Below are 23,597 nucleotides of genomic sequence, written 5' to 3'. Positions count from 1 at the left end.
ACACTGAGACTGAACACTGAGACTGAACACTGAGACTGAACACTGAGACTGAACACTGAACACTAAACTTTGTCCCAAATGCCCCTAAAATAGTCGTAAATACCTATATCCCGAAAAAAATAAGAATAGTACATTTGTAATACATTAACTAATAACGATTTAAAAATAAACCACATGAAAACAGCAAAAATTATTTTTTGGGTTACTACTATCATTATCTTCCTTTTCGAAGGCGTTATGCCAGCTTTGACTTCACAAACCGAACTGGCCAAAGAAGGAATTAAACATTTGGGGTATCCTGAGTATTTCGGAAATGCCCTGGTGATTTTCAAAATTCTGGGTGTTCTGATCTTAATAATTCCAAAAGCTCCTAAAAATGTAAAAGAATGGGCTTATGCCGGATTTGGTTTCGATTTTATTTTCGCTTCCATAAGTCATTTTGCTGTTGACGGCGTTAATTTCCAAAGTTTCTTTCCGTTGATCTTCCTGGTGATTTTAGCTCTGTCTTATATCAATTATCATAAAATAGAACGATACAAAAATATCGCTTTGTAAACACTCCTGTTATGATAGAGGTTTTTAAAACAAATGTTCAGGAAGTCGAAGAATCCATACTGATTATTGGGAAACTTCTTGAACATTTCCCAAACAGTGCTATCAATTTCGACCTAGAAGACTGCGACAGAATTCTTCGTGTACAGGCTGCAGTAATTTCAAATCCTAAAATTATAGAAATCGTTAATCTGCACGGGTTTCAATGTGAAGAACTTTTATAATTTACTGAATTACAATTTTTTACCATAAAAAACGTATATTTGAGATACTAACTTTTAACCGTAAAAAATGAATTTACCAGCAGAACATCAGACCGTAATGCCTTATTTAATTCTGAAAGGCGCAGCACAATTCATCGATTTTACAAAAAAGGTGTTTGGAGCTTCAGAAACCCATTCCAAAGCACTTCGTGAAGACGGTACCATCATGCATGCAGAAATTACCCTGAACGGAAGCACTATCATGTTTACCGAAGAAACCTCCGACTGGCCCAAACAAACCGCCAATTTATTTGTTTATGTCCTCAACGCAGATAAAACCTATCTGAAAGCACTGGAAAACGGAGCCGAATCGTTAATGGGATTAAGCGATCAGGATTACGGCAGAACCTGCGGTGTAACAGATCCGTTTGGCAATGTCTGGTGGATTACTTCTGTAAATTAGCTATTCTAAAAAATCAATATTATGGAAACAAATGTGCAAAAAGATATTGTTGAAACCTTTGCAAAACTCCATACAACGTTTTCAAAATTCTCTGACAGCGAAATAAACTCAGTGCCTTATCATGGAAGCTGGACACCCGGACAAATCGTACAGCATATTATACTGGCCTGCTCCGGTTATCCGGAACTGTTTGCCGGAAAAACAGAGAAAACGACAAGAAAACCGGATGAGAAAATAAAGGATATTGAAACTCTTTTTCTGAATTTCAGTATAAAAATGGAAGCTCCCGTTTTTCTTATTCCTGAGAAAAGAGAATACGATAAAAATGTCCTGAATTCAAAACTGGCCAAAATAGAATCTGAATTACTGGACTGTGCTTCAAAATACGATCTCACCCTGACCTGTCTGGATTTTCAGGTACCGGGTTTTGATCCTTTTACGATGTACGAATGGATTGATTTTGCTTTAGTTCATACACAAAGGCATACCCATCAGTTAAATACGGTTTTCCAGTACATCACCAAACTCTAAACCCTAAAATACTATGAAGCCAAAATCTGAAATTGTAATTTATTCAGGTTTAGTAGCGGGAACCCTCGACATTCTTGCCGCTATACTCCTATATTCTGTAATATTAAATAAAACAACAGCCGAAAAAATCCTGCAGTCCATAGCCAGCGGCGTTTTTAAACAACAGGCTTACAGCGGCGGTTCGCAGATGGTTTTCTATGGTCTGCTTCTTCACTATTTTATTGCACTCGCTTTTGCCTATTTTTATTTTAAGATATATCCTCATGTTCCGGTCCTGAAAAAGAACATCATTTTGTCGGCAGTTCTATACGGTCTCTTTGTATGGATCGTCATGAACCTGATTGTACTGCCTATAGTATTTCCGGTACTGCCATCGAAACAATTTGATTTTCCACTGATTCTTTCCATCGTGATTTTAATAGGCTGTATCGGATTACCCATTTCATATATCACTAAAAAATACTATCGAAAACAATAAAACAGTATTCTAAAAAACTAAAATCAAAAAAGCGAAATCAGCCATAACCTGATTTCGCTTTTCTTTTCTAAAATAACGTAAAAAAAATCTAAACTCTTCTTCTTCCGCTTATTAGTGAAATAATGATTAAAAGTACAAGTATGAAGAATAGGGTTTTTGCGACACTGGCGGCTCCGGCGGCAATTCCGCCAAAACCAAAAATTGCGGCTACTATAGCCAAAACTATAAAAATGACTGTCCATCGTAACATAATATTCAATTTTTAAGTTAGAAAATAGGTCTTTTCAAGTCCTTTTAGTTTGTAGTACAAATTTCACAATTCCAAGAAAGAAGTATTAACTCAAAAAAACATGATTTTTAGCACAATAAACTACAAATCAAAATTTTATCCTTCCTCTTTTACAATTCAGCCTTTAACATTATACAATTCCCACACAAACGCTTTTGAGTTAATTTTTTGATCGATTGGATTAAGCGCCCCTTTGTTATCAAAGTAATTTTAACCAGAGATAGCAAAATAATATGGAAGCAATAACTACCCTAAACACTACAGCTGTAAAACTGGGTGTTATTTTAGAGAAAACCGAAAGGCCTTTTGAAGAATTAGGTGTGTTAAACCCTGCCATATATCAGGACGGAAATAACGTTCATATGTTTTACCGGGCGGCCAAAAAAGGAAATTTTTCGACTATTGGATACTGCCGCTTTGAAGGTCCCGTTACGCTCGCTGAACGCCGTACCGAACCCGTTTTTGTACCCGAATATATTTATGAAATCCATGGGGTCGAAGATCCCCGTATCGTTAAAATCGACGATTTGTTTTATATGACCTATGTAACGTACGACGGCATAAATGCCTGCGGGGCACTGGCGGTTTCAAAAGATTTGGTTTCCTTTAAAAAGAAAGGGATTATAACGCCTAAATTTATTTTAAACGAATTTACCAATCTGATCCGTAAACACCTGCAAAAACCGGGTATAGCCAGAATATTAGCCTTTAATACCGAAAGAAGTTATCCTTTGAGCGAAACCATAAAGGAAAACCTTTTTGTCTGGGATAAAAACGTGGTCTTTTTTCCAAAAAAAATCAATGGAAAATTTGTGGCTTTGCACCGATTATTTCCATCGATCCAAATCGTTTCCTTCGAAAACAAAAAAGAACTAACGGCAGACTTCTGGAAAGAATACCTTAAAAACCTGCCTGACCATATTATCATGGAGCCCAAATACGATCATGAAACCAGTCATATCGGCCCGGGTGCTCCGCCTGTTGAAACCAAAGACGGATGGCTGTTTATTTATCATGCCGCCGAAAAACGTGAAAAAGGGCTAGTATACCATGCCTGTGCCGCTTTACTGGATCTCAATGATCCTTCAAAAGTAATAGGGCGTTTAACCAGACCCATTATTACGCCATCTGAATATTATGAAAGACACGGTTATGTCAATTATGTTGTATTTCCAACCGGAACAGCAATTTTTGACGACCAGTTATATATTTATTACGGTGCTGCCGATGATAAGATTGCGGCGGCTTCTCTGAACCTTAACGACTTATTAACCGAATTAAAACAGAATCCCCATGAAGAAGATATCCAATAAATCGAAAATAGTTTTTCTTTCCACCTTTCCGCCAACCCAATGCGGAATCGCAACTTATACTCAGGATACCATACAAGGAATTACCGATGTTTTTGGTAAATCTATCACTTGTGAAATCTGCGAACTGGTCAGTAAACCAAAAGCCAATCCTACACAAGCTTATACTTTAAACACGCAAAACCGGGAAGAATATACTCATACTGCCGAAGAAATCAACAAAGATAAAAACGTAAAATTAGTTCACATACAACACGAATTCGGTTTATTTGGAGGTCAGTACGGGAATCATCTTCTTGATTTTTTAAATACCATAAAAAAGCCGGTAACCTTTACTTTTCACAGCGTTATTCCCAACCCGAATGATGAATTGAGAACCTTTGTAAAACTGCTGCTCAACTACAGCAAGTCGGTTTTTGTTATGACAAGTCAGTCCAAAGAAATTCTGATTCGGGATTATGACATTCCCGAAGACCACATTACAACAGTGCCGCACGGTACCCATACGGTCATTTATGAAACTCCGGAACTGGTAAAAGAAAGATTAAACATTCACAATAAAATTGTCCTGTCTACTTTTGGTCTTTTGGGAGAAGGAAAAAACATCGAAACGGGTTTACAGGCACTTGCAAAAATTGTAGAAAAAGAGCCGGATGTATTGTATTTAATTATTGGCAGTACCCATCCTAATTTAATTAAAGACGGTGTAGATGCTTATCGTGACAAACTGGAAGCTCTTGTTGATGAATTACAGTTACACAACAATGTTCGCTTTATCAATCAGTATTTAGAAACCGAAGAACTTTTAGAATATTTAAAAGCGACCGATATTTATTTGTTTACCTCAAAAGACCCGAATCAGGCGGTAAGCGGCACTTTTGCTTATGCCATGAGCTGTGCCTGTCCGATGGTAGCCTCAAAAATTCCGCACACCAAAGAAGTTTTAACTCCTGACTGCGGTATTCTGGTTGATATAGGAAATGCAGATCAGTTTGCTGAAGCTGCTTTGAAACTAATCTCGGATGAAAATCTAAGACAGGAAATGGCGATTAACGCTCTGGCTAAAATGAGAGCTTCTTCCTGGGAAAATACGGCTATTATTCAAATGAATACTTATAAAAAACTAATCGAAAACCCGTCTGATATAAAATACAGCTACCCTCCTGTTCAGTTACGACACATCAAAAAATTAACTACGGATCTGGGCATTATCCAGTTTAGCAAAATTTCAATTCCGGATCCTGAATCCGGTTATACCTTAGACGACAACGCCCGTGCGCTAATCGCCTTCTGCATGCATTACAAACTCACCAGAGACAAAGACGACCTGCCTTATATTTTAATCTATCTCGATTTTATCGAAAGATGTCAGAAACCAAAAGGAAATTTCATCAACTATGTCGATCAGGAATATCGTGTACATGTAGAACAAAATGCTGAAGTAAACCTTGAAGACTCAAATGCAAGGGCTATCTGGGCACTCGGAACCGTCATTGCCAATGCTGATATACTTCCTGAAAATATTTCGAAAAAAGCAACAAAGTGTTTTTTAAACTCTCTGAAATGGGCCGAAAATATCCAGTCGCCGCGTTCTATAGGTTTTGCCACTAAAGGTTTGTATCTATACCATTGTACCGTGCCTAATTTATACGTAGCAGCCATAATTAATAAACTTAACAGCAAACTGCTGGCTAATTATGAAGATACTGCTTCTGAAGACTGGCAGTGGTTTGAAAATTACCTGACGTATGGTAACGGAATTCTGCCGGAGTCGATGCTGTATGCTTATTTAGTAACCAACAAACCGGTTTATAAAAAAGTGGCACTGGATTCAATGGATTTCTTAATGTCTAAAATGTTTGCTGATAAAGAATTCAGGGTGATTTCAAATCAGGGCTGGTACCATCGTGGTGCTGAACCTCAGCCATACGGAGAACAGCCTATTGATGTAACGTATACCATCCAGACTTTAAATGCCTTTTATAATACCTTTAAAACCCCGGAATATAAAAAGAAAATGAAAACGGCCTTCAGCTGGTTTTTAGGAAAAAACCATTTAAACCAGGTGATGTATAATCCGGTAAGCGGAGGCGGATACGATGGACTTGAAAAAGAAAATGTCAATTTAAATCAGGGAGCAGAATCTACAATCTGCTACTTAACCGCAAGGCTGATTATGGAGAATTTCGCCCTTTCGGAGTCAAAGGTCATTCCCTTGATGAAATCCCGCACCGGAGTGGCCATCAATTTATAAAAAATCCAAATTTTAAATTCCACATCTCCAATCGGAATTTAGAAACTAAAATTTTCATTAAAGGCAATAGACTGACCAAAATTCTATTAAACCCGGAAAATCCCTTTCTTAATGAGAGGGATTTTTTGTTTGTAATAATCTTCCTGATACAGTAATAGCAAAAAATAAATCTTTTTAACTTGCCTATCTACTAATAGGTAGTATATTTGCATAAAAAATTACCGCTATGACCACAAGAGAAGTAATTATAGATAAAGCAGATGAATACATTAGAAACAAAGGCTATAATGCCTTTAGCTTTAAGGATATTTCGAATGACATAGGCATAAAAACAGCCTCTATTCATTATCATTTCCCAACTAAATCTGATCTGGGCGTTGCTGCGATCAAAGAACATATTGCCCGGTATGAAGTTTTAAAAAAACAAACAGAAAATAAGTCCCCTTTAGAAAAACTGGAAGCATTTTTAGCGATCCATGCCCAGATCAAACAGGAAAATAAGGTTTGTATAGTGGGTTCACTGGCAACAGACTTAAATACGCTGGATGATTCCCTTAAAACAGAACTGCAGTTATTTGCCAGTCTGGTTTTACAATGGCTGACCGAAGTACTGATAGAAGGAAAAGAACAAAAACTATTTGATTTTCAGATGGCACCAAGAACAAAAGCCTTAATGATTATCACCAATATTATTGCCATCGTACAGCTTTCGAGGCTTACAGATCCTAATGATTTTGAAATTGTAAAAGAAACTATATTAAACGAATTAAGAACTCATAAATAATGAAAAGAGTCGTAATAACAGGATTAGGAGCGGTAACTCCTATAGGAAACAATGTATCTGAATACTGGAATTCCCTGATTAACGGAGTAAGCGGTGCTGCTCCCATAACAAGATTTGACACCACACAATTCAAAACGAAATTTGCCTGTGAAGTTAAAAACTTTGATCCTCAGTCTATTTTCGAAAAAAATGAAATTAGAAAATACGATCTTTTTACACAATATGCCCTGCATGCGGCCGACGAAGCCGTAAAAAATGCAAATATTGATTTTGATACCTTAAATAAAAACCGAATTGGAGTTATATGGGGATGCGGCGATGGAGGTATTACTACTTTTGAAGAACAAATTGGCGAATACAAACTTGGAAATGGCACCCCAAGATTCAGTCCGTTTTTTATTCCGAAGAGAATTGTCAATATTGCTTCGGGAGTTATATCTATTAAATACGGCCTTCGCGGCATTAACTATACAACAGCAGCAGCCTGTTCTGCCAGTAACACCGCTATTATCGATGCTTTTAATTACATCCGCTGGGGTAAGGCCGATATGATGATCAGCGGCGGTTCTGAGGCCTCAGTTTCAGAATCTTCTATCGGTGGTTTTAATGCTTCAAAAGCACTATCGACATTAAATGATGATTATACCAGAGCTTCACGTCCTTTTGATGTTACAAGAGACGGATTTGTTTTAGGTGAAGGTGCCGGAGTTGTGATCTTAGAAAGCTATGAACATGCCGTAAAACGAAACGCGGTAATTCTTGCCGAAATTGTGGGCGGTGGTTTAGCTGCCGATGCCTATCACTTAACAGGAACGCATCCTGAGGGCGAAGGAGCTGTTTTGGGAATGGAACTGGCTCTTGAAGAAGCCGGGATTACTCCTGATAAAATTGATTATATCAACGCTCACGCTACCTCTACTCCAACCGGAGATTTAAGCGAACTTAAAGCTGTCGAAAAAGTATTTGGAATACAACCTAATGCCAATATAAGCGCTACAAAATCAATGACCGGGCATTTGCTTGGCGGTGCGGGAGCCATTGAGGCCATTGCCTGTATAAAAGCCGTTCAGGAAAACATTGTGCCGCCCACTATCAATACACAAAATGTGGAACAGGATTATGCCGAAAAATTTAATCTGACCCTCGGTAAAGCACAATCCCGTATCGTTAATTATGCCATGAGCAACACCTTTGGTTTTGGCGGACACGTGGCCAGTTCAATTTTTAAAAAATTTACCGAATAAACTTCAGCTAAAAACTATTTCTTTCAAAAATCCCTTTCGCATTCGAAAGGGATTTTTTGTTTTAGAACGGGTTCAACGTTAATTCCCTTTAAATATTGTAAAACCATGAAAATTATATAAGGCTCAAAAAAAGTTCTGTAAAAGATTTTAACAAGTATTGAGGTAACTTTCATCTATCATTGCAAAAGTGGAAAAAACTGTTAAATAATTGATTTTCAAAAGCACTATAACTTAAAACAAAACTATTTTGATTCCCGGTTTAAAAAATACATTCGCACAAATTGGAGATACAGCATTGTTTGCCAAAAGGTTTTTTAAGGAAGTATTTATACCTCCTTATGAGGCAAAAGAGTTTTTGAAACAATGTTATTATATTGGTTATAAATCACTGCCGCTGGTAGCGATAACCGGTTTTATTATGGGATTGGTGCTGACACTGCAGTCCCGTCCGACTCTGGTAAAATTTGGTGCCGAAAGCTGGCTTCCCGGTATGGTTGCCCTTTCGTTAATCAGGGAAATTGCCCCGGTGATTACCGCTCTGATCTGCGCCGGAAAAATTTCGTCGGGAATTGGTGCCGAATTAGGTTCCATGAAAGTAACCGAACAAATTGATGCCATGGAAGTTTCGGCTATCAATCCGTATAACTATCTGGTCGTAACCCGAATTTTAGCCTGTACTTTAATGGTTCCTATTCTCGTGTTTTTTGCAGATGCTATAGGTATTATAGGCGGTTATGTAGGAATTAATATTCATGGCGATGTTAATTTTTACCGTTACCTGACACAGATTGTTCAGTCGCTGGAATTTTTAGATGTGATTCCGGCAACAATCAAAACTTTCTTTTTTGGATATTTTATAGGGATGATAGGATGTTATAAAGGCTTTAATGCTTCAAACGGAACAGAAAGCGTAGGACGTGCCGCCAACTCGGCTGTCGTTACCGCATCCTTAAGTATATTTATTATTGACATGGTGGCTGTACAAATAACCGATTTATTTTTTTAAGATGATTAAGGAAGAAAAAAATAGTAAACCTAAAACCAGAGAAAAAGAGCAGACTCCCATCATAACAATCAAAGATCTGCACAAGACTTTTGGTCATGACAATGCGGTTTTAAAAGGTGTAAACCTTACCGTGAACAAAGGTGAAGACCTGGTGATTCTGGGCCGTTCCGGTTCCGGGAAATCGGTTACGATCAAATGTATTGTAGGGCTGATCGAACCGGATCAGGGCGAGATCAGGGTTTTTGACGAAAATGTACTGAACCTTTCTAAGGAAGAGCTTAATAAAATAAGAGTCCGAATTGGTTTCTTATTTCAAAGCGGTGCTTTATACGATTCGATGTCGGTCAGAGAAAACCTGGCTTTTACCTTAACCGCCCATAAAAGGGATCTAAGCGCAGACGAAGTAGAAAATGAAGTTATGGAAGCACTGGAAAACGTCGGATTAAGTGATGCTATTGATAAAATGCCATCGGAACTGTCGGGCGGGATGCGAAAAAGAATCGGTCTGGCCCGAACTCTAATCTTAAAACCGGAAATTATTCTGTATGATGAACCCACTACCGGGCTGGATACCATTACATCCAGGGAAATCAGTGAATTAATACTGGACATCAAGCACAAACAAAAAACGTCATCTATCATTATCACACACGATATGGCCTGTGCCAAAATGACGGCTGACCGCATTATGGTTCTCAAAGACGGCGTAATTCATGCCGAAGGAACCTATGAAGAACTGGAAAAAGACGAAGACGAATGGGTGCGCTCATTTTTTGAATAAGCAAAATAAAAAGAATAGAAATCATGGAGAAACAGTCTGGATATACCTGGAAATTAGGAATGTTTGTAACAGTAGGTCTGTTACTGTTTATAATCGCCATTTATTTTATTGGAAAACAAAAAAATTTATTTGGCTCCACATTCCATATCACCTCAAGATTTAAAACGGTAAGTGGTTTAGAAGTCGGAAACAACGTTCGTTTCTCAGGAATCAATATCGGTACCGTGGAAGAGATCAGATTAATTAATGATTCTTCGGTAGTAGTAGCGATGGTGATCAAAGATGAGGTACGTGAGTTTATCAAAACCGATGCTCGTGCCAGCATTGGATCTGATGGATTAATGGGCGATAAAGTACTTACGATTTCTCCCGGAATGAAATCTCAGAAATCTATTGAAAATAATGGTGCTATTGCTTCTATAGACGGAATTGAAATGGCCGACCTTATGAAAAGCGTTAAGAAAAGCGTAGACAATATAGGCGTTATTTCAGATGAGCTGGCGATTTTCAGTCATAGTATGAACAACGGGAACGGTGCTTTGGCCAGACTGGTGCGTGACGATAAAATGGCCAATAGTGTTTCCAATACCCTTTCTAATTTAGAAAACGGTACCAAAGGTTTCAGCGAAAATATGGAAGCGGCCAAAAGTAATTTCCTGTTCAGAGGATATTTCAAGAAAAAAGAAAAGGAAAAAGAGAAAAAGCAGGAAGAAATAAAAGAGAAAAAAGAAGAACAGGATAAAGCCGCTAAAGAAAAAGAAGCCAAAGCCAAAGAAGAAAAAGAAAAACAGGAAAAAGCTAAAGAAGAAGCCAAAAAAGAACCTGAAAAAAAATAATCAAAATTAAACGCCATGAAAGCCTCATTTAAAAATATAAGCCTTAAAATCCTAAAATGGAGCGGAATAGTAATAGCAGGTCTCCTGCTGTTACTTTTTTTGATTCCGCTGCTTTTTCCGGGAAAAGTGGCTTCAGAAGTCAAAAAAATTGCCAACGAAAGACTCGATAGCAGACTGGATTTTTCGAAATCCAGGCTTTCGTTTTTTACCCATTTTCCATCCTTAACCGTTTCACTTGATGATCTGTCTATGACCGGTTCTGCGCCTTTTCGAAATGATACGCTTTTAAAGGCAGATCAGGTGGCTTTTGGTATCAACCTGAAAAGACTGATTTTTGACAGCGAAGTTAAAATCAATAAATTATATGTTTCGAATGCCCTAATCAATGTCATGGTTAATGAAAAAGGACAGGCCAATTACAATGTGTACGTAGCTCCCGAAGACCGAAAAGACGAAAAACCAGATCCCAATGCTCCCGAAGAAGGAACCGCCATTAAACTCGAACGAATTGACCTGGAAAACTGCCATGTAAAATACAACGACCGTTCGGCTAAAATTCTCGTCGATGCCAAAGGCTTTAATTATATAGGAAAAGGAAACCTCAGCGATGATATCTTCGACCTTAATACGGATGCCAAAATTGATTCGCTGGATTTTTATTACGACCGAACAGCTTATCTGAGAAAAAAAGCGGTCCGAGCCGATTTAATCACCCGAATCAACACACATGCCCTTTCGTTTATTCTGCAGAAAAACGAACTTCAGATTAACAAACTCCCTTTAAAATTTACAGGCTTATTCACCATTTTAAGAGAAGGATATAAAATCAATATCAAAGCAGCTTCAGAAAACACGACCGTAAAAGATTTATTATCGGTGATGCCGCCGGAATATTTAACCTGGCTGGACAAAACGGAAGTTTCAGGAAAAAGCGATTTAGTACTTTCTTTTAAAGGAGATTATAACGTTTCCAAAAAACAGAAACCCAATCTGGCCTTTAATTTAAAAATTGCGAACGGGGCAGTTACATATCAAAATGCACCGGTTCCGTTAAATGATTTTCAAATGGACCTCAATGCCATCCTGCCTTCACTTGATCCGGAACAATTATTGGTAAACCTGAGAACCCTGCGGTTTAAAGTAGGGGAAAAGGACTATTTTAATGCGTATTTACATAGTAAAGGTTTAAGCGAAATGAACATCAATGCGAGTGTAAAAGGTGCTTTGGATCTCGCTGTCGTTGATGCGGCACTGGGCTTAAATACAATTGATTTAAAAGGAATTTTAAAAACCGATATACAGGCACGAGGGCTTTTCAGTACTTCCAAAAAACTATTTCCCAAAACAATCGGCGGTATTTCGCTGCGAAACGGATGGCTGAAAACAGACTCCTATCCTAACCCGATTACGGATATAACTCTGGTCGCTAATGTCCTGAACAAAGCGGGAACTTATCAGGATCTGATTGTGGCTGCAGCACCGGCTTCGTTTGTATTTGAAGGAAATCCGGTGTATGTAAATGCTGCTTTATCTGACTTTAACGATCTGGCTTACAATGCGAAAATTAAAGGCGAATTAAACGTAGGCCGTATTTATCAGGTATTTTCTCAAAAAGGCCTGGATATAACCGGTTATGCAAAAGCCGATTTATCGCTTAAAGGAAAACAAAGTTATGCCGCAGCAGGCCAATATGATAAACTTGACAATAAGGGAACTATCCTGCTTAAAAATATCAAAGCCACCTCTGAACTTTTTCCGAAATCCTTTTTTATCAAACAAGGAAATTTCCGCTTCCAAAATGAAAAAATGTGGTTTGAAAAATTCAATGCTTCCTACGGAAAATCTGATTTTGATATTAACGGTTATCTCTTAAACACCATTAATTATTTTCTGGAATCTCATGGTACTTTAAGCGGTAATTTCAACCTGAATTCCAAACTAATCAATGTAGATGAATTTATGGCTCTTGAAAAAGGGGATAACAAAGACCGGAAACTGGAAGTCGATTATGCCAAAGAAGACCATCCTAAAATGAGTGGTGTCGTTATGATTCCGCAGAACCTTGATGTATCGCTTAACGCCAATGCAGACAGGGTCGAATACAACGGACTTGTTTTAAATAAACTTTCCGGAAAAGCCGGCATAAAAAAAGAAGGATTTTACTTAAAAAACACTATATTTAATGTAATCGATTGTACAGTAGGGATTGATGCCGCGTATAAAGATGAAAATCCAACCTCAGCAAGGTTTGACGCTCATTTTACAGCGAAAGATTTTAGTGTGCAGCGTGCTTACAAAGAAATTCCAATGTTTCATGATATGGTAACAGCTGCCGAAAAAGCACAGGGAATTATTTCTGTTGACTATACAATTAAAGGGGATCTGAACGGTAATATGGGACCTATTTACGAATCGCTGGAAGGCGGCGGCACGATCAACCTTCGTGATGTCAAAATTAAAGGACTGAAATTGTTTGAAGGATTAAGTTCCAAAACCGGACAAAAGGGCTTAGACGATCCAGATATGAAAGGAATCGAGATTAAATCAAGTATTGACAATAATTTAATTCAGGTGGAGCCTTTTACATTTAGTGTCGCCAGTTTTAAACCTACCATAAAAGGAACAACCAGTTTTGACGGTCTTCTGGATATAAGAGTACGTTTAGGGCTTCCTCCTTTTGGAATTATCGGTTTTCCAATTGTGGTAACCGGAACACACGAAGATCCCAAAATCAAAATATTCAGTAAAACCGGCCAAAAAATAGTGGGTGCCATTTACGACGAAAAAAACAATAAAGTAGTTAAAAAAGAAAAGGTAAACAAAACCAAATCCTGATTAGTTGAAATAACCAGACTAAAAACGAACCCAACATCGTGTTTTCACGAAAACCAGATAAAAAATGAAATTACGTTCTACAGAAACTTTCTGGCCTTTAAAAAATGCCATGAACATTAGTTATCCATCGCTTGATTCTGATATCGATACCGAAATCTTAATCATTGGCGGAGGTATAACAGGAGCCCTGATGGCTTATAAATTAATCACTCAGGGGAAAAAAATAGTGTTAGTTGACCGCAGGGATATCTGTAACGGAAGTACCGCTGCCAGCACTGCACTGCTTCAATATGAAATTGATGTTCCGCTGCACGAACTAATAAAACTCAGAGGTGAAAAATGCGCTCTGGACAGCTATCGAAATGGCAAAAAAGCCATTTTCGATCTTCGAAACATTATTGACACTGTGGAAAGCGACTGTGGATTTGAATTTAAAAAAAGCATTTACTTCACGTCCTACAAAAAAGATGTGCCTTTTTTAAAAAACGAATTTAAAACCCGTAAACAGTTTGGTTTTGACGTAAGCTGGCTTAACAAATATGATCTTGAAAAAATGGGATTAAACGCCATTGCCGCTATCGAATCTAAAACCGCCGCCGTTATGGACCCGTTTAAACTTGCCAGTGATCTGCTGTATTATTGTTACCAGAACGGTATGCAGATTTTTGACAGAACGAATATTACGTCCATTCAGAGCCAGAAAGGAAAATGTACTGCCTTTACTGAAAACAAATCAACTATAACAGCCCAGCACGTTATTCACTGCAGTGGTTATGAAAGCACCGAAACAGTCGGGGAAAAAATTGTGGACCTGAAAAGCACCTATGCCGTTGCTTCTGAAGCGATGATGGAAATACCTTCTGTTTTAAAAAATGCTGTGATTTGGGATACCTCTTCGCCTTATCATTATTATCGTGCCACTCCTGATAATCGCATTATTATGGGCGGCGGCGATGAAGAATTCAGGGATGCCAAAAAAAGAGACAAATTACTGCCTAAAAAGGAAGCTTCGTTACTACGCCAGTTTAGAAGAAGGTTTCCTAAAACTACCTTTAAACTCGATTATTCCTGGGCGGGAACTTTTGGAGAAACCAAAGACGGACTTCCCTATTTTGGAAAACCGGATCCTAAAAAAAATGAACACTACGTTTTAGGTTTCGGAGGAAACGGAATAACGTTCAGCGTCATTGGAATGAACTCGATTGTAGATTCTTTAAGTAATAAAAAAAATCCGGATTTAGAATATTACCGCTTTGGAAGATAATTTAAGAGACTAAGATTCTGAGAGACCAAGACATAAAAGACTTAGAATCTCAGAATCTTAGCGTCTTTTAAAGAACCAATTCCATCTGAATGTTACAGCGTTTATAAGGCGTTTCCAAACCAAATACTTTTTCGAAGCCCAGTTTGTAATATAAATTCACTGCCGGTTTTAAAAGGGTATTGCTTTCCAGATATAGCTTTTTAGCTCCCAGTTCTCTTGCCTTATTTACGACAGCCTGCCCCAGTAACCAGCCTATGTTTTTTCCCTGGGCTTTAGGCGAAACAGCCATTTTGGCCATCTCAAAATCATATCCCGGAACGTTGCTTTTAATAAGGGCACAGACTCCCACAGGCTCATTTTGGTGCAAAGCCACCAGAATTTTTCCGCCTTTATCTAAAATATAAGCTTCGGGATTGTCAAGGGCTTTATAATCGGCTTCTTCCATTTCAAAATAAGTCGAAATCCATTCTACGTTCAGCCCCCTGAAAGCTTCATGATATTCCGGTGTATAATCTACAATCTGTACATCTTTACTTTCACGGATTTTTTTCTGATCGCTTACTCTTTTAAACATCGATTTCTGCTCCAGTAAAAATTCCCATTCTTCCAGTGCCGCCCATAAATTATGTTTCGCTTCTAAAATTAGTCCGTCAATAGCCACGTCAATATCCTGAAGCTGCTGTTTGATTCTCTGCGAAAGTAAATGTCCTTTTGCTGTCAGAACAACATTGTTCTTTCGTTTATCCTCGGTTTTTAAACTCTCCTCTACTATCCCGGCAATTATCATTTCCTGGATAATTTTACTAACCGACGGCTGCGAGTGCCCAATTTCATTTGCAATTTCTGTAATCGTCAATTCCCTGTCTTCGGTAAGTGTATAAAAAACCGGAAACCATTTGGGCACAAAATCTACTCCGTACAATTCATAAATTTTAGAAGCATCGTCTGTAATTACAGCTGTCATTAAACGAAGACGGCTTCCTAATGCCGCCTTACCTACTTTATCAAAAAATTCCATATTATAATTAATTATATAACCAGTTATGTAAATATATAAAAAAATCTTTTCTGCAAAGTTTTTTTTAAGGGCAAACGGACACAGGACAGAGTTTTTTTATTTTTCTACAAAAAAATAAGATTCTAAAATCTACAGTTTTTAAGCTTAACTTAAAATTTGAGAGACATTAGAATCTTATTATTAGAATATATCTTGCTTAATAGCTAACGACATTACTTTTTACAAAGACAACAGTAAAAAACGCTGCCTCTCTGTACTTTTGAACCTTCTTAAGCGGTAATCGCTAAGGGATTTAAATTGAATTTATACTCTTTTGGACTGCAGTTGAATTTTTGCTTAAAGATTTTAGAGAAATAACTTCTGCTGGTAAACCCAATGCAGTACACTATTTCGGAAATGTTTAAATCAGAAGTTCTGATCAGGATTTCGGCTTTCAGGACGCGCATGTGCGTTATATAGTCGTTTACGGTTCTGTTATGGATCATTTTAAATCCTTCCTGGAGTTTGTTTGGAGAAAGACCTGATTTTTTGCTCAGCGATTTTATGGTAAAAGCTTCCTCCGGATTTGCTTTGATAATTTCTGAAAGCTCTTTTATTTCTTCCATTTCTCTTAATGTCAGGCAGTTTGCTTCTTTTGAAAAAGCATTTAAATCATCGGTATGCTGCTGGATTTCCATAGCCAGAATAATTCTTAAAATACCTTCTTTCAACAGGTTTCTGACTACTCCGGTTTGGGTTACGGCATTTAACTGCTCAATTTTTTCTCCAATTTTTAAATTATAAGAACCGGCATAGAAAAATTCTTCTTCGTGGTTTTCCTGAAAAAAAGTTTCTCTTACCATTTGGTTCAGAGAATGTGCCTGCCCGGTTTCTGACTGGGTTCCCACCACTATTAAAGTAAATTTTGTTTTCCTGTCTTTTTCAAAATACAAAACATTATCCTGATTCGATTTTGAAGTAACTATCGCTGTCTGAAAAGTTTTGAGTTTTTTCTCTTCTCCGTTCCATCCAAAACTATGGGAAAAATTTCCTTTAGAACAATATGCAAAATAAATTGGAGAAGAATCCCCATTGATTACATTCAGTTTTAAATCGGCCGAAAAAGTCATATCAAACTGGACGTAGGAAATATGATCATTAAAAGAAGCTCCCATAATGGTCCCTTTTGCCAGACTATTATTTACTTCCAGTGTATATTCATCGACATCAAAAGTTACTTTGCCGCCAAAATCTGCATGCAGTTCCTCAAATATATTTTGAATTTTCTCTGTATGTATAGTAACTATTTTCATCTTGTTTCGATTTAAATTCCGTAATTTTAAATGAGATTCTTAAACCAATACTATTGTATGTAAGAAGCAGATTCAAAGTTCGTTCAATCGCAGACCAAAAATGTTATATAATTTCCTGCAATTGTTTTATAATTACTTCTCAGTAAAAAATTAACTCAAATAAAATATTTCTTAATTCAATAGATGAAAAGCTACTCTTTTGCACCTGTAAGCTCTCCTAATGCCCAAATTCTTATTTTAGGCACTATGCCCGGAACCCGGTCTTTAGAACTAAACCAATACTACGGACACCATCAGAATAATTTCTGGAAATTTATGTTTGCTATTTTTAAAGAAGAATTTTCAAGTGATTATGAAGCCAAGAAAGCACTTTTACTTCAAAACAAAATCGCCCTCTGGGATGTTTTACACTATTGTGAAAGAGCTGGCAGTTTAGACAGTGCCATAAAAAATGAAACCGCAAATGATTTTGAAACTTTTCTGAAGGATCATCCTGAAATCCATACTATTTTATTTAACGGACAAAAGGCTGCGGCGTTTTTTAAAAAATATGTGCATTTGCCAAAATCTTATCATTTGATTACGCTTCCGTCTACAAGCCCCGCCAACGCAGGAAAAACTTTCCAGTCCAAATTAGACGAATGGAAGATTATTAATTCATTGTAAGTAATTAAAATAATCCCACTTTGGGCATTACAAACAGACAAAGCTGCTTACGAAGTAAATTAAAAATTCGGGATTCCGACAGTTGTCGGCGGCAGATAAAATTTAAAATGTTGAAATAATATAACTTTTGAACTTTAAAATATAACACGAAATTTCTCAACCCTCTGTAATTTTACAATCAGGAAATCAAAGCCAGAGTTTAAAAGGATTGATGATGATGATGGAAGGCTTTTTTTTAAGATACAGACAATACTACGACAAACTTGCTGCAAGTTTAGACTATAAAGAGAACATTGGTTATGTTAGTTTATTTTTGAGAAAAAAGCTATTCTAAAATTTTTAGGGTAGCTTTCTTTTTTGGGTTCAACACAAACCTATTTAATTATGAAAATCCAGACTTATTACAATCACATACGATTTTATACACCACACCATTTTATTTATTATCCGTTTTTAACGGTGTTTTTGGTCTTCAGCGTTTATTTTGCTTTTACTACAGAAAATGCTCTTATATGGACATTTATAAGTCTTGTTTTTGTGTTTTTATTTTTCCTTGCTTTTATGCTGCGTCAGCACTATGCCTTAACTTTACAAAACCGCATTGTACGTCTCGAACTCCGTTACCGGTATTTTACATTAACCGGAAAAAGACTTGAGGAATTTGAACACAAACTTACAGACGACCAGATATTCGCTCTCCGATTTGCTCCCGACGATGAAATTCTGCCTTTAGTTGAAGATACTTTAAAGAACAACCTCAGCGGAGATGCCATTAAAAAAGCGATCGTACACTGGCGGGCCGATTATAACAGAGTATAAGTTTTTTTAATTCTAAATCTTAAAATTCCAGGTTCCGGACTCTTTGTTTTTAAATATGAATTTGATATTATGTATTTGATTTTGTTTTTCTGGAATTGAAAAAGGCATAGAACAACAGTAAAACGAACCAGACAGCTGTTACTACTGCAAAAAATATCGGCATTATAGAAGGATGCAGGTAGTTGGGGTTGTAGAAATAGCGGTCTAAAGTCCTGATTTTCTCATTCAGGGCTCTATGGTCAAAATTGTTATCCAGTGCTACTGCGTTTCTCTCCGGATTTTTTACATAATAAAAAACTTCATCTGTTAAATCTTTAGGACGTATGCCGGCTTCTATATTGTATTTTTTAAATATAGTATCCAGTTTTTGAAATTGGTATACAAGTGAATCCTGTGCGTATTTATACAATAAATGATACCGTTTTACGGCTGCATTGTACTGCTGTTTCCTGATCGAATCACCATGAACAGGGCTGTATAGCGTTTTATTTTGCAGAAAAATACAAATTCCGTCATCGTATTCAGGACTTACTTCCTGTCCTTTAAAAATAATTTGGGTACTGTCCTTCATCACCGTTTTTTTGATGATCCGGTCTTTCAGTATATTTTTATCAAGTCCGGCGAAATCCAGCACAGCACCTGCTTTCTCAGAAGCTTTATTTAGTGTTTCCGTTAAAACTGTCACGGTATCAATACTGTAATAAGTAGTTTCGGTATTAAACTGGTCATGATAGATTAAAACCTGTTTGTCTTCCTTAACAACCGGATAAGGTTTGGGATAAAGTATATTTTCGTAATTAAACAGTTTCTCCGAATAGTAAGAGGTCGAACCATACAAAAACGGGTTCAGGACATTCAGCAGGGTCTTATCCTTATTATATTCCTTTTCAGACAATTCACTTCTTAATTTGGCATTCTGTCCAAAACTGAAACTTACAAAAAACGTAAACGTTAAAAACGAAATCAACAGCAGGAATACGCCCGCCTGAATCATTTTTGCAAATGAGTACTGCTGCCGGGCATGATTTTTTAACAAAAAAATCAAAAAGAAAAGCAGAAATAAGCCGCTTATAAAAAAATGTGAAATAGAAACATCATCATAAAATTTAAACCTGTAAAATTCTGAGTAAATATCTATTTTCTTAATTCCTTCAAAGGTAAAGTAACCATACAGAAAATAGGCCAGGTGTATGAAAAACAAAAAAATAAAAGACTTTATAAAATAGTGTTTAAGAGGCTTGTTCATATGCAAAGGGTTATAGATTCAAATATAAAGAAATGATTACAAATTTCAACACTGTTAAACGGCTCAATTTAAAACAAATTTGAAGTATTCACCGATTTCCAACATACCACAAAACACACAAACAACTGTAAATCAAAATAATAAACCTATTAAAAGACAAATTGAACGTTATTTTTTCCTACCTTTAATTGTTAAAATTTCATTAATAAACCTAAAACATCAACCTCATGAAAAAATTAGTTTATTTTTTGATAATTCCTCTTTCCTGGTTTTCAGTTAATGCACAGACTACTGCTGAAGCTCTGCCGGAAAACAATGCAGCCGAAATACAGAACGACTACAGAAAAATGCAGGATTACAGTGCCGAAGACCTTCCGTGGCATGGCAGACGCTTTAAAGTAATGGCAGGTGCTTTTTTTCCTGTAAACAATACGCAGGTCGAAGTAGGCGGCGTTAATGGGAATATAGGTACCGAAATTGATTTTGAAAGGGATTTAGGTTTTCAAAACAATACCACTTCTTTTTTTGGTGCTTTTGAATGGCGTGCTTCACGAAGATCCCGTTTTAATGTGGAATATTTTTATTTAAAAAGAACTTCTGAAAAAACACTTCAAAAAGAAATTGAGTTTAAAGATCATACTTATCCGGTAGACGCTAGGGTTTCTGCTTTTATGAACAATGAAATGATCCGTTTTGCCTATGGGTATGCCATCGTTTCTAAACCTAAATACGAACTGGGTCTGTTAATTGGAGCGCACGTTTTACTGGGCGACGTCGGACTGAAACTGGAGGCTAACACACAGGCGCTGGAATACGGCGATAACTTTGATTTTACAGCACCGCTGCCGGACATTGGAATCTGGGGAGAATTTGTTCTGGGAAGAAAAGTGGGGCTTTATGCCAATATTAATTATTTTGCCATTAAAATCGATAACATCGACGGACGCCTGGTAAGCTATAACCTGTCTGTCTTATATAATGTTTACAAAAATTTCAGCCTGACAGCCGGTTATACCGGTTTAAATTTCAGAGTAGATGTTGACCGTCCAAGAGCCAGCGGTTTCTTTAAATGGGGTTACAACGGACCTACCATAGCCGCTACTTACAGTTTTGGAAATCATGTGAAATTTTATAAACATTAAACAGTATTACGAACAGCTTATTTCAGGATAAACTCAGAAAAGCTTTTCCTAAATTTTCGATACAGTCTGAAGCAATAAACGATTCATAACCTGTATGAGGCACAGCAATATCGGCAGTCAGCCCATGCAGGTAAACACCCAGTTTTGCCGCATATTTGGGTTCATAGCCCTGAGCCAGAAGACTTGCCAGGATTCCGGTTAAAGTGTCTCCGCTTCCTGCTGTTGCCAGCGCAGCATTTCCGGTTGTGTTTTTGTAAACTGAATTTCTGTTAATGATAAATGTTGGCGCCCCTTTCATGACCACAATAACTTTATATTTCTCTGAGAAAGCAATGGTTTTCTGGAATTTTTCGGATTCTGAATTCCATCTGCCTATTAAACGTTCTAATTCTTTTGGATGAGGTGTCAGGATGGTGTCTTCGGGAACTAATTCTAACCATGATAAATTCTGGGAAATAATGTTCAACGCATCGGCATCCAGAACTAAAGGTGCTTTATTTACTCTTAAAAATTCAAATAATGCCTTTTGTGTTCCGAGTTCCTGTCCGATTCCCGGACCAATTCCAATGGCTTGCGGAATTAAAGCTAAATGAATGTTGGTAATGAAATTGGTGTTTTCGTCTGTAACTGTCATGACTTCCGGAATCGAAATCTGAAGAATCTGATAACCGCATTTGGGAATAAAAGCCGTTACGAGTCCGCATCCTGATTTTAGACAGGATTTTGAAGCTAAAACGGCCGCTCCTACTTTTCCGTAACTCCCGGCAATAATCACGGCGTGGCCTTGCGTCCCCTTATGTGCATGCGGATTTACGGGTTTGTAGATTTTTAAAATTTCTTCTTTTGTGATTAAATACGGAGACTTCATTTAGCTTCTTTTAATTATTGTGGTTAATTTTTAAACACATAGTCCCGATCCCGAAGTGTCGGGACGGGATAGTTTTATTCTGCGTATAAAGGCGTTTCAATCGCTTCAATAAACATAGCTGCATATTTTATACTAAAATTACATAAAAAATTGAAATCGTCGATATCTCTCTTTTTAACGGTCACTCCTAGCCCTGATAGTAGCGGCATCCTTTTTGTTTTTTCTTTAAAAACAAAAAGATATAGCGGATAGCAGGAAATAGCTCCTAAATATTGCGAAATTTATAATTTAAGGTATTCGAAATCGATATTTTTTGAATAGATTTGCAAAACAATTTTATAAAACAACACAATGAAAAATACTGCGCTTACGCACATACATGAAGGTTTAGGAGCAAAAATCCTTCCTTTTGCGGGTTATAACATGCCTATTACTTATGAAGGAGTTAATGCTGAACATGAAACGGTTCGTAATGGTGTGGGCGTTTTTGACGTTTCGCACATGGGAGAATTTTTACTGACGGGTCCAAATGCTTTGGCTTTGATTCAAAAAGTGACTTCGAATGATGCTTCGACCTTGACGATTGGAAGAGCGCAATATTCTTGTCTTCCTAATAATGAAGGCGGAATTGTGGATGATTTGATTATTTATAAAATGAAAGAAGAGCAGTATTTACTGGTTGTAAATGCTTCGAATATTGAAAAAGACTGGAACTGGATTTCTTCTCACAATGATTTGGGTGTTGAAATGAAAAACCTTTCTGATGATTATTCTCTTTTGGCAATTCAGGGACCAAAAGCGGTTGAAGCTATGCAGTCTTTGACTTCTGTGGATTTATCTTCAATTGCTTATTACCATTTTGAAGTAGGCAATTTTGCCGGAATTGAGCATGTGATTATTTCGGCTACCGGTTATACGGGTTCCGGAGGATTTGAAATTTACTGTAAAAATGAGGAAGTAGAACAGGTTTGGAACAAAGTTTTTGAGGCCGGAGCTTCTTTTGGAATTAAGCCAATTGGTCTTGCTGCCCGTGATACTCTGCGTCTGGAAATGGGATTCTGTTTATACGGAAACGATATTAACGATACTACTTCTCCACTTGAAGCCGGTTTAGGATGGATCACAAAATTCACTAAAGATTTTACGAATTCTGAAGCGCTTAAAAAACAAAAAGAAGCAGGAGTTACCAGAAAACTGATTGCTTTTGAAATGCAGGAACGTGCGGTGCCAAGACACGATTACGAAATTGTGGATGGTGAAGGAAATGTTATTGGTATTGTGACTTCCGGAACTATGTCGCCTTCTATGAACAAAGGTATTGGTTTAGGATATGTAACTGTAGCAAACAGTGGTGTTGACAGCGATATTTTTATCAGAATCAGAAAAAATGATGTTCCTGCAAAAGTGGTAAAACTGCCTTTTTACAAGAAATAATTTTTTAATTACTATACCTTATTTAAAAATGCACCGCTTTTTGTGGTGCATTTTTTTTTTAGTATACAGAACTATTGCCTTAACATTTAAATTCTTACGATTTAACAGACATATTAATTCAGCCCTATGTAAGATTTTTTAGAAATAATATAAATCCATATCAAAAAATTACTGTAATTTTAAGGTAGAATGCTGATCCTTATTTTTATGAGAAAAATCTTTCCGCTGTTTTTACTGTTTGCCCCTTACCTATTTAGTCAAAATAGCGCTGAGACATGCGAT

At 37.1% G+C, this 23,597-nt stretch carries 24 protein-coding genes; 18 read left to right on the top strand and 6 right to left on the bottom strand.

The annotated features are described in order from the left end of the window. The first annotated feature begins 174 nt into the window (after positions 1 to 174). The 5 genes from ACODST_RS06710 (at position 175) to ACODST_RS06690 (ending at position 2,227) form a co-directional block, all read left to right on the top strand. Positions 175 to 555, top strand: coding sequence for a DoxX family protein (locus ACODST_RS06710; protein WP_488931348.1), 381 nt, complete (start codon positions 175 to 177; stop codon positions 553 to 555). A gap of 11 nt (positions 556 to 566) precedes the next feature. Beyond that, positions 567 to 776: a hypothetical protein gene (locus ACODST_RS06705; protein WP_488931347.1), complete on the top strand. Its 210-nt coding sequence runs from the start codon at positions 567 to 569 to the stop codon at positions 774 to 776. Between the two features lie 67 nt (positions 777 to 843). Beyond that, positions 844 to 1,218, top strand: a complete 375-nt coding sequence (locus ACODST_RS06700) for a VOC family protein (RefSeq protein WP_488931346.1) — start codon at positions 844 to 846, stop codon at positions 1,216 to 1,218. A 21-nt stretch (positions 1,219 to 1,239) separates the two neighbouring features. Beyond that, positions 1,240 to 1,749, top strand: coding sequence for a DinB family protein (locus tag ACODST_RS06695; RefSeq protein WP_488931345.1), 510 nt, complete (start codon positions 1,240 to 1,242; stop codon positions 1,747 to 1,749). Between the two features lie 13 nt (positions 1,750 to 1,762). After that, positions 1,763 to 2,227, top strand: a complete 465-nt coding sequence (locus ACODST_RS06690; RefSeq protein ID WP_488931344.1) for a DUF1440 domain-containing protein — start codon at positions 1,763 to 1,765, stop codon at positions 2,225 to 2,227. A gap of 88 nt (positions 2,228 to 2,315) precedes the next feature. On the opposite strand, the gene ACODST_RS06685 is transcribed toward ACODST_RS06690, so the two are convergent. Next, on the bottom strand, positions 2,316 to 2,477 hold the full coding sequence (locus ACODST_RS06685) for a DUF1328 family protein (protein ID WP_488931343.1): 162 nt from the start codon (positions 2,475 to 2,477) through the stop codon (positions 2,316 to 2,318). A 272-nt stretch (positions 2,478 to 2,749) separates the two neighbouring features. On the opposite strand from ACODST_RS06685, the gene ACODST_RS06680 reads away from it, so the two are divergent. The 9 genes from ACODST_RS06680 (at position 2,750) to ACODST_RS06640 (ending at position 14,830) form a co-directional block, all read left to right on the top strand. Further along, positions 2,750 to 3,829 (top strand): glycoside hydrolase family 130 protein, encoded by a 1,080-nt coding sequence (locus ACODST_RS06680; protein ID WP_488931342.1) that lies wholly within the window; start codon positions 2,750 to 2,752, stop codon positions 3,827 to 3,829. Then, on the top strand, positions 3,810 to 6,080 hold the full coding sequence (locus ACODST_RS06675) for a glycosyltransferase (protein ID WP_488931341.1): 2,271 nt from the start codon (positions 3,810 to 3,812) through the stop codon (positions 6,078 to 6,080). Before ACODST_RS06680 ends, ACODST_RS06675 begins: the two co-directional genes overlap by 20 nt. 226 nt (positions 6,081 to 6,306) lie before the next feature. Continuing rightward, positions 6,307 to 6,864, top strand: coding sequence for a TetR/AcrR family transcriptional regulator (locus tag ACODST_RS06670; RefSeq protein WP_488931340.1), 558 nt, complete (start codon positions 6,307 to 6,309; stop codon positions 6,862 to 6,864). Then, entirely contained in the window at positions 6,864 to 8,108 is a 1,245-nt protein-coding gene (fabF, locus tag ACODST_RS06665) for a beta-ketoacyl-ACP synthase II (RefSeq protein WP_488931339.1), read from the top strand. The genes ACODST_RS06670 and fabF overlap by 1 nt, the downstream gene beginning before the upstream one ends. Before the next feature lie 247 nt (positions 8,109 to 8,355). Then, complete coding sequence (locus tag ACODST_RS06660; protein ID WP_488931338.1) at positions 8,356 to 9,114, top strand: MlaE family ABC transporter permease; 759 nt, start codon at positions 8,356 to 8,358, stop codon at positions 9,112 to 9,114. A gap of 1 nt (position 9,115) precedes the next feature. Continuing rightward, positions 9,116 to 9,895, top strand: a complete 780-nt coding sequence (locus tag ACODST_RS06655; RefSeq protein ID WP_488931337.1) for an ABC transporter ATP-binding protein — start codon at positions 9,116 to 9,118, stop codon at positions 9,893 to 9,895. Positions 9,896 to 9,918: 23 nt separating this feature from the next. Next, positions 9,919 to 10,731 carry an MlaD family protein gene (locus ACODST_RS06650; protein ID WP_488931336.1) on the top strand — a complete coding sequence of 271 codons (813 nt, stop codon included), beginning with the start codon at positions 9,919 to 9,921 and terminating at the stop codon, positions 10,729 to 10,731. A 15-nt stretch (positions 10,732 to 10,746) separates the two neighbouring features. Further along, positions 10,747 to 13,566 (top strand): AsmA family protein, encoded by a 2,820-nt coding sequence (locus ACODST_RS06645; RefSeq protein ID WP_488931335.1) that lies wholly within the window; start codon positions 10,747 to 10,749, stop codon positions 13,564 to 13,566. A 64-nt stretch (positions 13,567 to 13,630) separates the two neighbouring features. Continuing rightward, positions 13,631 to 14,830 (top strand): NAD(P)/FAD-dependent oxidoreductase, encoded by a 1,200-nt coding sequence (locus tag ACODST_RS06640; protein ID WP_488931334.1) that lies wholly within the window; start codon positions 13,631 to 13,633, stop codon positions 14,828 to 14,830. A 67-nt stretch (positions 14,831 to 14,897) separates the two neighbouring features. Here the strand turns inward: ACODST_RS06640 and ACODST_RS06635 are convergent, their stop codons facing one another. Then, on the bottom strand, positions 14,898 to 15,848 hold the full coding sequence (locus ACODST_RS06635; protein WP_488931333.1) for a bifunctional helix-turn-helix transcriptional regulator/GNAT family N-acetyltransferase: 951 nt from the start codon (positions 15,846 to 15,848) through the stop codon (positions 14,898 to 14,900). A gap of 269 nt (positions 15,849 to 16,117) precedes the next feature. Continuing rightward, on the bottom strand, positions 16,118 to 17,140 hold the full coding sequence (locus ACODST_RS06630) for a helix-turn-helix domain-containing protein (RefSeq protein WP_488931332.1): 1,023 nt from the start codon (positions 17,138 to 17,140) through the stop codon (positions 16,118 to 16,120). Positions 17,141 to 17,323: 183 nt separating this feature from the next. On the opposite strand from ACODST_RS06630, the gene ACODST_RS06625 reads away from it, so the two are divergent. Beyond that, on the top strand, positions 17,324 to 17,806 hold the full coding sequence (locus tag ACODST_RS06625; RefSeq protein WP_488931331.1) for a DNA-deoxyinosine glycosylase: 483 nt from the start codon (positions 17,324 to 17,326) through the stop codon (positions 17,804 to 17,806). Between the two features lie 384 nt (positions 17,807 to 18,190). Next, a complete protein-coding gene (locus tag ACODST_RS06620) occupies positions 18,191 to 18,625 on the top strand; it encodes a DUF6526 family protein (RefSeq protein ID WP_488931330.1) in 435 nt (144 codons plus the stop codon). 67 nt (positions 18,626 to 18,692) lie between these two features. Here ACODST_RS06620 and ACODST_RS06615 read toward each other — a convergent pair whose 3' ends face one another. Beyond that, positions 18,693 to 19,619: a hypothetical protein gene (locus ACODST_RS06615; RefSeq protein WP_488931329.1), complete on the bottom strand. Its 927-nt coding sequence runs from the start codon at positions 19,617 to 19,619 to the stop codon at positions 18,693 to 18,695. 479 nt (positions 19,620 to 20,098) lie between these two features. On the opposite strand from ACODST_RS06615, the gene ACODST_RS06610 reads away from it, so the two are divergent. Then, positions 20,099 to 21,013, top strand: coding sequence for a hypothetical protein (locus ACODST_RS06610; protein WP_488931328.1), 915 nt, complete (start codon positions 20,099 to 20,101; stop codon positions 21,011 to 21,013). Positions 21,014 to 21,035: 22 nt separating this feature from the next. Here the strand turns inward: ACODST_RS06610 and ACODST_RS06605 are convergent, their stop codons facing one another. Both ACODST_RS06605 and ACODST_RS06600 read right to left on the bottom strand, forming a co-directional pair. Continuing rightward, positions 21,036 to 21,881 carry an NAD(P)H-hydrate dehydratase gene (locus ACODST_RS06605; protein ID WP_488931327.1) on the bottom strand — a complete coding sequence of 282 codons (846 nt, stop codon included), beginning with the start codon at positions 21,879 to 21,881 and terminating at the stop codon, positions 21,036 to 21,038. A gap of 74 nt (positions 21,882 to 21,955) precedes the next feature. Further along, entirely contained in the window at positions 21,956 to 22,090 is a 135-nt protein-coding gene (locus ACODST_RS06600; RefSeq protein WP_488931326.1) for a hypothetical protein, read from the bottom strand. 142 nt (positions 22,091 to 22,232) lie between these two features. On the opposite strand from ACODST_RS06600, the gene gcvT reads away from it, so the two are divergent. Beyond that, a complete protein-coding gene (gene gcvT / locus ACODST_RS06595; RefSeq protein ID WP_488931325.1) occupies positions 22,233 to 23,315 on the top strand; it encodes a glycine cleavage system aminomethyltransferase GcvT in 1,083 nt (360 codons plus the stop codon). Positions 23,316 to 23,597: the final 282 nt, after the last annotated feature.

This window comes from Flavobacterium sp. FG19 (assembly GCF_057809475.1).
Note: the sequence above shows the minus strand (reverse complement) of the source record. Positions and strands in the feature narration are given on the sequence as shown.